This window comes from Xenorhabdus vietnamensis (genome assembly GCF_002127535.1).
Classification (GTDB): Bacteria; Pseudomonadota; Gammaproteobacteria; order Enterobacterales; family Enterobacteriaceae; genus Xenorhabdus; species Xenorhabdus vietnamensis.
Genome location: NZ_MUBJ01000021.1, coordinates 73,669 through 84,858, shown reverse-complemented (window position 1 = coordinate 84,858; position 11,190 = coordinate 73,669). Strand labels below are relative to the sequence as shown.

Below are 11,190 nucleotides of genomic sequence, written 5' to 3'. Positions count from 1 at the left end.
GAGGGCTTTTTTTTGGGCATCTGTCAGATTAATTTTCATGGGCGCGATCCTGCGCTGATATGAATGAAAAATCAAGCATCTTCAATTACGACGGGTATATATTATATCTAATGGTACATATTACTATCAGTTATGAAGCAGAACGTAAAGGAGTTTAAGAATTTACCAATATAATGGTTGCAAGTAGCAGATTGGATTAAAATACTTTCAAAGAAAACTGACCTCAAATGGTTGAGAGAGCCAGTTTCTCTTAAAAATTACAGACTACGTTACCAATTTGGTCGTTGGAAAAGAGAAAGGGGAATGCATCTAATAAATCACATTATGCCCGTAGCTGTTTAAAATTCCTTTTACTCTCTCCATTGTCTCTTTAGATGGCAGCTTTACCCCTTCCAGCTTATATTCTTCACCCATAGTAACCCACTTATGCTTGCCAAGTTCGTGATAAGGTAATAATTCAATTTTTTCAATATTCTTCATATCATTAGTGAACTCACCAAGCATATGGACAGAATTATCGTCGTCTGACCATCCTGGTACGACAACATAGCGAATCCATGTTTTTTGATTGCGCTTTGCCAGATAACGAGCAAATTCGAGCGTGCGATGATTGGATACGCCGACCAATTTTTGATGAATATCATCATTAAGCTGTTTTAAATCCAGCATAACCAGATCAGTAGCATCCAATAGTTCATCGATAACCGGATCGTAACGGCGAACAAAGCCATTGGTATCCAGACAGGTATGAATGCCTTCATCATGGCAAGCCCTGAACCAGTCACGAACAAATTCCGCCTGAAGAATTGCTTCACCACCGGAAGCAGTGACTCCGCCACCCGAAGCATTCATAAAATGACGATAGGCTGTTGCTTCTTTTATTAATTCTTCAACTGTCACCGTTTTTCCACCATGGGTATCCCAAGTATCGCGGTTATGGCAATAGAGGCAGCGCATGAGGCAACCTTGGAAAAATGCGATAAAGCGGATACCTGGACCATCTACGGTTCCGCAAGATTCAAATGAGTGGATACGGCCAAGTACGGACATGAAAGGACTTCTCCAAAACTGACAAGCTAATAAAGGCCCCAAGTGTTACGGGACCTTTAGTGTATGTCATTTTATTTCAATATACCCTTCGTCTTTCAAGTTGCTTCTTTGTTGGCTGCGCTCACTCACCCCGGTCACATAGTTATCTATGCTCCCGGGGGATTCGTTCCCTTGCTGCCGCGATGCACCTTGAAATCCATTAGGTATAGAACATAATGACATTTTGAGGTAACGCTATTTCAAGTAATTATTTTTGGTATTTTACTATTACATAGTTTGGGTAAATGTACGGGTGATGACGTCTCGTTGCTGTTCTTTAGTCAACGAGTTAAACCGCACAGCATAACCTGATACGCGAATAGTCAACTGTGGGTATTTCTCAGGATTTTCCATTGCATCCAGCAGCATTTCGCGGTTCATCACGTTAACGTTCAGATGCTGACCACCCTCGATATCTACTTCGTGATGGAAATAGCCATCCATCAGACCCGCCAGATTTGCTTTACGTACTTCATCGTCTTTACCCAATGCATTAGGCACGATAGAGAAAGTGTATGAAATACCATCTTTAGCGTAGGCAAATGGCAGTTTAGCAACCGAAGTTAATGAAGCAACTGCCCCCTTTTGGTCACGTCCGTGCATTGGGTTAGCACCAGGACCAAATGGTGCACCAGCACGGCGTCCATCAGGGGTATTACCGGTTTTCTTACCATAAACCACGTTTGAGGTAATGGTCAGTACAGACTGTGTTGGAACTGCGTTACGATATGTTTGCAGTTTCTGGATTTTCTTCATGAAGCGTTCAACCAGATCACAAGCGATATCATCGACACGTGGATCGTTGTTACCAAATTGTGGGTATTCACCTTCAATATTGAAATCAATGGCCAAACCATCTTCATCACGGATTGGGGAAACTTTCGCATATTTAATGGCAGACAATGAGTCGGCAGCAACGGACAGACCTGCGATACCACATGCCATGGTACGGAACACATCACGATCATGTAGCGCCATCAATGATGCTTCATAGCTGTATTTGTCATGCATGTAATGGATGATGTTCAGGGCAGTGACATATTGTTTTGCCAGCCAATCCATGAAGTGGTCCATGCGATCCATGACTTTGTCATAATCCAGTACGTTGTCTCTCATTGGATCTTCTTTCGGGCCGACCTGAATTTTCATTTTTTCATCCACACCACCATTAATGGCATACAGCATGGTTTTTGCCAAATTTGCACGGGCACCGAAGAACTGCATTTGTTTACCAACAATCATTGGGCTGACACAACATGCGATAGCATAATCATCACTGTTGAAATCAGGACGCATCAGATCATCATTTTCATATTGCAGGGATGAGGTATCAATTGATACTTTTGCTGCGAATTTTTTAAAGTTAATTGGCAGCTTTTCAGACCACAGGATGGTCATGTTAGGCTCTGGGGATGGCCCCATGGTATATAGTGTATTCAGGAAACGGAAGCTGTTTTTGGTTACAAGAGTACGGCCATCCAAGCCCATACCAGCCAGTGATTCGGTTGCCCAAATCGGGTCACCTGAGAATAGCTCGTCATACTCAGGAGTCCGCAGGAAACGCACCATGCGCAGTTTCATGACCAAATGGTCAATTAGCTCTTGAGCTTGTTGTTCGGTCAATTTACCTGCTTGAATATCGCGTTCGATATAGATATCCAAGAAGCTGGCAACACGACCGAAGGACATCGCAGCACCGTTTTGAGATTTAACGGCAGCCAGATAAGCGAAATAAGTCCATTGCACGGCTTCTTTGGCATTGGTAGCAGGATCGGAAATATCATAGCCATATTTAGCGGCCATCTCTTTGATTTGACCAAGAGCACTGTGCTGTTCAGCAAGTTCTTCGCGTAGGCGGATAGTAGATTCCAAATCTTCGCCGTTTTCCAATTTTTCCTGTAAGGAAGTGAATTGGGCAAATTTTTCATCCCGCAGGAAGTTGATGCCGTACAATGCTACGCGACGATAATCGCCAATGATTCGGCCACGACCGTAGGCATCAGGCAGACCAGTCAATACACCAGATTTACGGCATTTCAGGATATCAGGTGTATAAACATCGAATACTCCCTGATTATGAGTCTTGCGATATTCAGTGAAAATTTGTTTCAGTTTTGGATCCAAATCACGATTGTAGGCTTTACAAGAACCTTCAACCATTTTAATGCCACCAAATGGAATAATGGCACGTTTCAGAGGCGCTTCGGTTTGTAGGCCAACGATTTGTTCCAGATCTTTTTCAATATAACCAGCATCATGAGAGGTAATTGTAGACGCAACGTCAGTATCAAAATCTACCGGCGCATGAGTGCGGTTTTCGATTTTGATACCTTCCATGACTTTTTCCCACAAAATATCTGTTGCTTTTGTGGCACCTGAAAGGAATGATTCATCACCTTCGTATGGGGTATAATTTTTCTGGATGAAATCACGAACGTTGACTTCATTCCGCCAGCTACCCTCGTTAAAACCTTGCCATGCTACAGAAAATTTTTTGTTTAACTCGGACATGATACTTCTACCTTTTAACAGTGGAACTTTTAAGAAATCTGACGTGGCGGTGGATTAGTGTTTTTTACCACCACGTAAATAAATCAACCAATAAGCTAACCCAACCAATACCGAACCACCAATAATATTCCCCATCGTTACCGGAATCAGGTTGTCGGTAATAAAGTTTGAAATGTTGAGTTGAGAAAACTGTTCAGGGCTTGCTCCCACTTTCACCCAAAACTCATCTGGTGCGAAATTTTTGATAACGATCCCAAACGGAATTAGAAACATGTTAGCGATACTATGTTCAAAGCCACTGGCGACAAACATACCAATTGGCAGTATCAATGCGAATAATTTATCGATCAGACTGCGCCCGGCATAACTCATCCAGACAGCAAGGCATACCATCATATTCGCTAAAATGCCCAGACATATCGCTTCAATAAAAGAATGGTGCATTTTGTGGTTTGCTGTCTGTAATACATTCAGACCCCAAGCGCCATTAGCAACAGCATATTGGCCGGAATACCAAATCAAGGCCACGAAAAACAGAGCACCAATCAGATTACCGATATAAACGTTAATCCAATTTTTAAACATTTGAGGCCAAGTAATGCGTCCTGTCGCTTTTGAAATAATTGTCAATACTGTGGAAGTGAAGAGGTCGACACCACATACCACCACTAACATCAAACCAAGGGAAAAACAGAGCCCGCCAGTTAGTTTGGCCAATCCATAAGGGATGGAAGAGGTTCCTGTTGTTGCCGTAATATAAAAGACAAAAGCAATGGAAATAAACATACCTGCCATGATTGCCGATAAATAAGTCACTGCGAGATGTTTATTAACTTTATATACACCACTATCATCAGCGATTTGTGCCATTACAGCAGGTGAAAATAAATTAAAAGGGTTGTCAGTTTTCATCCTAACACTCTCTTTATCCTTAATTAATTATAGCACGCATTGATAGTAACAAACGGACATAGGCCTGAATTTGATATGGATCATGTTAGATTGAAAGTCTGATGAAATATGACTGTCTAAATATGGTAATTCAATTTTAATAAATTGATTTATAAGAAGAAAATATTTTTTAAAATTTATAAAAATATTTTATATAAGGGAATTTAGTGTTTCAGATATGATTTTTGTATCTTGGAAGCTAAAAGTAAAACAACAGGTTAAATTGTTATTTATTTGCTATTTAAAAACAAATTATATTTAACCTGAATTTTACTTTTGATTAATGAACTTTAACTTAATAGCTTATTTATCGGACCAAAATTTATGTTTGGCTTTTTGCAGTTTCTCATAAGCATTCAATAATGCTTGATGGGCTGGCAATGTTTTTAATTCCGAATCAATAGACCATAGACCATAGAAGCAGTTTTCTCCGGCAATAGCTGAAGAAGCAGCATCGACAGTGTCTTGACCGTACATTTTTACAAATGCCTGATAATATTGCTCTGGTTTGCGATCTTCTTCTTGGGTCAATAGCAACAGTGTTTGCAGACAGCGATAATAGTTAGCGCGTTCAGCAGTGAAAACAGAGGCGTTGAAATCCTGTGTCCATTCAACCCAAATCAGTGCTTGTTCCAAATCGTTACCAGCCAATGCCAGCATGGATTTCAATTCACCGATACGCAGATTGCTCCAACCGTTATCTTTACCCGCTGCAATCCCCAATAATTCACGGACACGAGTGAAGTCATCCAAACCTTCATCATCCAACTGTTCAAGGAAAGCCAGATACTCTTCTGGTTGCCATTGACTTTCCGGCAATGCCAGAATGGTATCACGCAGATGAGTGCCCATAGTGTTATTGGCAATATGCAGGTCTTCTACCGGATAAATATCTGACATACCGGGAACAAGAATACGGCAGGCATAGACACTAAGATGCTCATAATCAGCAATGTAAACTTCAGCATCCAGTTGATTGAAGATTCCCATCAGGGTGGCGAATTCTTCTTCTGTTGTTCCACTAAAATTCCAGTCAGCAAACTTATAGTCAGCGTCTTGCTTAAACAGATCCCAACTGATTGCACCGCTTGAATCAATAAAGTGAGTTTCCAGATTAGTATGCTCAGAAACTTCCTCGTCATCGAAACTTGGTGGAGTAAAGACGTCCAGATCTTTCAGACTACGGCCTTGTAACAGCTCTGTAACTGTACGCTCCAGCGCAACACCAAAATCAGGATGAGCGCCAAAAGAAGCAAAGCAAGTGCCATTATTAGGATTGAACAGGACGACGCAAATGACTGGGAACTGTCCACCAAGTGAAGCATCGTAGCAATAGAGTGGGAAGCCTTCTTCCTGCAATTTATTGACTGATTCAACCACGCTTGGATAGCGATTCATAATGTCTTGTGGAATTTCAGGCAAGCTGATGCATTCTGCGATAATGCGATTTTTCACATATCGTTCAAACACTTCAGATAATCCCTGAACGCGTGCTTCGTTCATGGTATTGCCGGCTGACATGCCGTTTGAAACATACAGGTTTCCGACAATATTCATTGGGATATAAATAGATTGGTTATCTGACTGGCGAGTGAATGGCAGGGCACAGATTCCCCGTCCTTCATTACCAGATTGCAGGTCAACTAACTGGCTACCGCAGAGCGCATTATCTGGGTTGTAAAAACGATGCAGACGTTCGTCTAAAATGCCTTCTGGCAGAGAATCATCTTCTGGTAATGGGAACCATTTTTCATTTGGGTAATGAACAAACTCGCCATTGGCAATGGTATTACCGAGGTAAAAATCAGCAAAGAAATAGTTTGTTGATAGACGCTCAAAATATTCTCCCAATGCGGAAGCCAACGCAGCTTTTTTGCTGGCACCCTTGCCATTGGTAAAGCACAGCGGGCAATCACGATCGCGGATATGTACTGACCAAACATTCGGAACAGGATTCAGCCATGAGGCTTCTTCAATATTAAAACCAAGAGATTCCAGCTTATGCTGAAAACGATTAATGGAGTCTTCCAACGCGGCGTCTTTGCCCGGGATATAGGTTTGCGTCATCGTGATTCACTTCAATTTATGTTAAAGGCCGTATATCATACGGTGTTTTTTTCATCCGCTCTATTAGTTCCCAAAAATTATTGTTAATTAGAGTTTATTTATTTTTAGGTTACATAATAAAATAGCTTTTTTTACAAGAGGTTGAATAATGAAAAAGACTAAAATAACAGCAATAGCCAGTTTTCTGGCTTTGGTCAGTGGTTCTGCTTTTGCTTTGCCAAGCATTACTGTTTTGGCAACCGGGGGCACAATTGCTGGCGGGGGTGAATCTGCAACTCAATCTAATTATACTGCGGGTCAAGTGGGTGTTGATGCACTGCTGAATGCTGTACCAGCAATTAAGAATATTGCTGATTTGAAAGGCGAGCAGGTTGTCAGCATCGGATCTCAGGATATGAACGATCAAGTGTGGCTGACTCTGGCGAAAAAAATCAATGCAGATTGTGACAAAACCGACGGTTTCGTTATCACCCACGGTACTGATACTATGGAAGAAACTGCTTATTTCCTCGATCTGACCACTCAGTGCCAGAAACCTGTCGTGATGGTTGGTGCAATGCGCCCGTCTACTGCTCTGGGTGCTGATGGCCCATTGAATTTGTACAATGCTGTTGTTGTTGCTGCTGATAAAAACTCTGCAAACCGTGGTGTCTTGCTTGCGATGAATGATGCCGTTATTCATGGCCGTGATATTGGTAAGCTGAGCACAACTTCAGTTCAGGCGTTTCAAGCTGTGAATTCTGGTGCACAAGGCTTCGTTCACAACGGCAAAGTGAACTATTATTCTTCGTCATCAGTAAAAGCCAGTAAAGCAGTTTTTGATGTTAGTAAATTGGATCAATTGCCAAAAGTTGGCATCGTTTACAATTATTCCAACGCATCTGATCTGCCAGCAAAAGCTTTCATTGAAAACGGCTATAAAGGCATTATCAGCGCAGGTGTAGGTAACGGTAATATCTATAAATCCATTTTTGATACATTGGCTCAAGCCGCTAAAGATGACGTTGTTGTTGTTCGCTCCAGCCGTATTCCTTTTGGCTACACAACCCAAAATGCTGAAGTTAACGACAGCAAATATGGATTTGTGGCATCAGAGCGTTTGAACCCACAGAAAGCTCGCGTTCTTCTGCAATTAGCTCTGACGCAGACTTCTGATGTGGCAAAAATTCAGGAAATGTTCAGTAAGTATTAATGCCTGAATTATAAAAATAGGAAGGTGCTTTATGCACCCCCTATTTTTTGAGAAAAAAATCATTTAATTAAGCTATACAACCAGTTTGTATCCAGTAAGAGAGATAACGTTCTAATAAATGTTTATCCATAGGTAAATAGAAATCGTATTTTCCCATTAAAGCAGATTCTGTATTTTTTGCGTCATAAACAGGCATATTTTCGTATACTTCCCATCGGGTAAGTTGCCCATAAATTTTTTCGGATAACATAGGCAACAATGGCATTAATGGATTTTCTGTCAGTTTTGGATCTGATTCTAACTTATTCAGCCATTCAGAATAAGGTAATCCTTTAAGTTGATAACCAAATTGATTAATTAGCTCAAAAAACGAATTCATATCGACGGATTGTTGATTGTTAGGAGTTCCCAGATGGTAAGCTTTGCCTAATTTTTGGTTATCCATAGAAATATTAAGCAAGGCTTGGCTGACATAGTTTACGGGTACGAATTCTTGTCGTTGATTAATTAATAGCGGATAAGCGCCTATATTTATACAGCCTTGAACTAATCTAGATATAAAGTCTTTAGGGTTACTTGCTCCTGTCAAACTATCCCCCATGATAAAACCGGGTCTATATACAGCAATAGGTATCCCTCTGTCTCTGGCTTGCCATATTATCCGCTCAACAACCCATTGGCTTTGTGAGTAACCTGAATCATATTTCAGGCCATCCAAATAAGGCATGATGTCATCATCCTCATAAATTCTGGTTACAGATGAGCAGAGTTGTGCTGGACCAAAAACAGAAAGAGTGGATACATAATGCAAAGGTTTTATTTTTTTACTGACGGCAAAGTTTAATACATTCAATGTTCCTAAAATATTTCCAGAATAATGGGATGAATAAGGTTGGATATAATTTACATGGGCAGCCAAATGAAAAATCACATCACATTCTACTGATAATTTTTCATAAATCTGTTGGCTAAGTGCTAGCTGAGGTTTTTCAATATCACTGGCAAAAACTTGTAATTTAGAGAGGAATTCATCTTTCCACAGATCATATTGCTTCAAATTATTTTTAACTCTCAGCAAAGCTGTATCATTATTGTGTGCACGTGCTAAACACGTTACCTGATTAATCTCGGTTTGTGACAAAAGATCACGTAGAAGGAAAGCCCCTAGAAATCCGGTTGCTCCAGTTAATAACACTCGTCCTGTATTAGGTGTTAACCACGGCTGGAGTGGTTGAGACAAGGGCTGAATATTGGAAGGAAGTAAACTATCTTTGAGCATAATATTGCATAAATCAGCGGTTTCTAGCTTATTTTGTTGGAGATTTTCTATTAATTTTCGTGGTGTAGGAGAGTCGTACAAGAGCTGTACCGGTAAACTACGTTGAAACTGGCGTCCAATGTCAATAATGAGTCTGGTTGCCTGTAATGAATTTCCTCCCAGCTGGAAGAAATTGCTATCTAGAGTAATATCATAAGAATCTAAGGCCTGCCGCCAAATATTTAAAATAGTTGATTCTTCTTCACTCATTTTTGTATTTGACTGAGATAGTTGCTGTTGTTTTTGATTCTCCGCATACTTTGCTAGTAAGCGCGGCCTATCTGTTTTTCCGTTGAAGGTGAGAGGGATATGCTCGACAACAACAAGTCTGGGCAGCATATAATCTGGTAAATAGAGGTTAATCCATTGGTTTAACGTTTGTGTTGAAAAAGTATTTAAATCTTTAGGAACGACAAAAGCAATTAAATAAGGTTCTATATTTTCTTTTTTTACTACACATACAGCTGTTGATATCAATAACTGGCTTTTTAGTAGCTGAGTTTCTATCTCTTCAATTTCAATGCGATAACCACGTATTTTTATTTGATTATCTACTCGCCCGGCATACATAAAAACACCATCAGAACGCTGCCAGCCTAAATCACCAGTGCGGTATATCCTTTTTAATTCATTATTGTTTTCAATATCAACCATAATGAAACGCTGAGCGTTTATTTCTGGGCGATTCCAATAGCCGCGAGCCAATCCTTCCCCACCAAGACAGATTTCGCCGATTTGACCCGGCGCAACAATCTGTTGTTGATCATCCAAAATATAAATTTCACTATTAGCAATTGGTTTTCCAATGGGTATATTTTCTTCTGTCAGTGTATCCAGTGTAATTTCATAGAGTAAAGACATAACGGTACTTTCAGTTGGTCCATAACCGTTTATTAGATGTTGTGGTGGAGCAGATTGCAAAACTTGACGCAAGGTATAAGGGTTTAGTGCCTCTCCACCGGGAATGAGATAGCGTAAACCACGGAATGCTTGAGGGCAGGTATTGGCGACCAAATTGAATAAAGCTGTAGTAATAAGCATAAAACTGACTGAGAATTTTTCTAACATTGCTTGAAACAGATAGGGATCGACAACCGTTTTTCTCGGAATAATAACTATGGAAGCTCCATTTAATAATGCTCCCCAAATTTCAAATAGAGAGACATCAAATGTAGGATTGGCAATACAAGCTATTTTATCAGTGCTGCTTAAATCTGCATAAGTAGGATTAACAACGAGACGAAGGATACCTCGAGCTTCAATTTCAACTGCTTTGGGCCTTCCGGTTGTTCCTGAAGTAAATAAAATATGAGTTCGATGATTCTTCCCGCCATGAACCAAAGGAAAGTGAATCGTCTCTGGTGATTCCAATACATCTTGATTAATAATGATAAAGTTTGTGGGCAAGGCGCGTTCTTGAAACTGAGGAATTGTTAGTGTCAGGTTTATTTGTAAATCCTGTAACATAAAACATAGCCTGTCATCAGGCATTGTGGGATCGAGTGGAACGCAGCTTCCCCCCACCAGTAAGATAGCGATTTGGGCAATAATTTGCTCAATTCCCGGCTCCAATAAAATAGCCACGGGAGTTTCATGTTGTATGCCCATTTTATGTAAATGAACAGCCAGTGACTGCGCCTGCTGAGTGAGTTTTCGATAGCTGACAGTACTTTCTTCAGTAATGATTGCGTGATGTTCAGGATATTTTTTAGCTTTCTGTATAAAAATATCAATTAAATCATAGTTAGTGGAATTTTTTGCTTTTTGTTCTAATTGCTGGAAATCAGGAGTGATTCTTTTAATCATCAACATATCCTTATTACGTCAGTAAAATATTGGTGAGACCAATAATAATATTTATGGGAAACTTCTATTTTCTGTTACGACAATTAGAAAAAGTTATCTTCATTGCAGATTTAAAAGAGTATCTCATATATTAAGCGGTTAATTCATTCCTTAAGGTAATGGCATCCCTTGTGTTAACTAATGCCTTTTATATTAATTAATATATTCGATGTTAGGATGTTGTTTTTCATGACTTTATTGGAGCGAAATATTCATG

6 protein-coding genes are annotated in these 11,190 nt (G+C 40.1%); 1 reads left to right on the top strand and 5 read right to left on the bottom strand.

The features are described from left to right. Positions 1-309 precede the first annotated feature (309 nt). The 4 genes from pflA to ycaO form a co-directional block, all read right to left on the bottom strand. Positions 310-1,050 carry a pyruvate formate lyase 1-activating protein gene (gene pflA / locus Xvie_RS16005; protein ID WP_086110182.1) on the bottom strand — a complete coding sequence of 247 codons (741 nt, stop codon included), beginning with the start codon at positions 1,048-1,050 and terminating at the stop codon, positions 310-312. A 267-nt stretch (positions 1,051-1,317) separates the two neighbouring features. Then, positions 1,318-3,600: a formate C-acetyltransferase gene (gene pflB / locus Xvie_RS16000; RefSeq protein WP_086110181.1), complete on the bottom strand. Its 2,283-nt coding sequence runs from the start codon at positions 3,598-3,600 to the stop codon at positions 1,318-1,320. 54 nt (positions 3,601-3,654) lie between these two features. Then, positions 3,655-4,512 carry a formate transporter FocA gene (gene focA / locus Xvie_RS15995; protein WP_086110180.1) on the bottom strand — a complete coding sequence of 286 codons (858 nt, stop codon included), beginning with the start codon at positions 4,510-4,512 and terminating at the stop codon, positions 3,655-3,657. Positions 4,513-4,854: 342 nt separating this feature from the next. Further along, a complete protein-coding gene (gene ycaO / locus Xvie_RS15990) occupies positions 4,855-6,618 on the bottom strand; it encodes a 30S ribosomal protein S12 methylthiotransferase accessory factor YcaO (RefSeq protein WP_086110179.1) in 1,764 nt (587 codons plus the stop codon). Between the two features lie 148 nt (positions 6,619-6,766). Between ycaO and ansB the strand changes: the two genes are divergently transcribed. Further along, positions 6,767-7,810: an L-asparaginase 2 gene (ansB, locus tag Xvie_RS15985; protein ID WP_086110178.1), complete on the top strand. Its 1,044-nt coding sequence runs from the start codon at positions 6,767-6,769 to the stop codon at positions 7,808-7,810. A 67-nt stretch (positions 7,811-7,877) separates the two neighbouring features. Here the strand turns inward: ansB and Xvie_RS15980 are convergent, their stop codons facing one another. Beyond that, on the bottom strand, positions 7,878-10,934 hold the full coding sequence (locus tag Xvie_RS15980; protein WP_086110177.1) for a non-ribosomal peptide synthetase: 3,057 nt from the start codon (positions 10,932-10,934) through the stop codon (positions 7,878-7,880). Between the last annotated feature and the right edge of the window lie 256 nt (positions 10,935-11,190).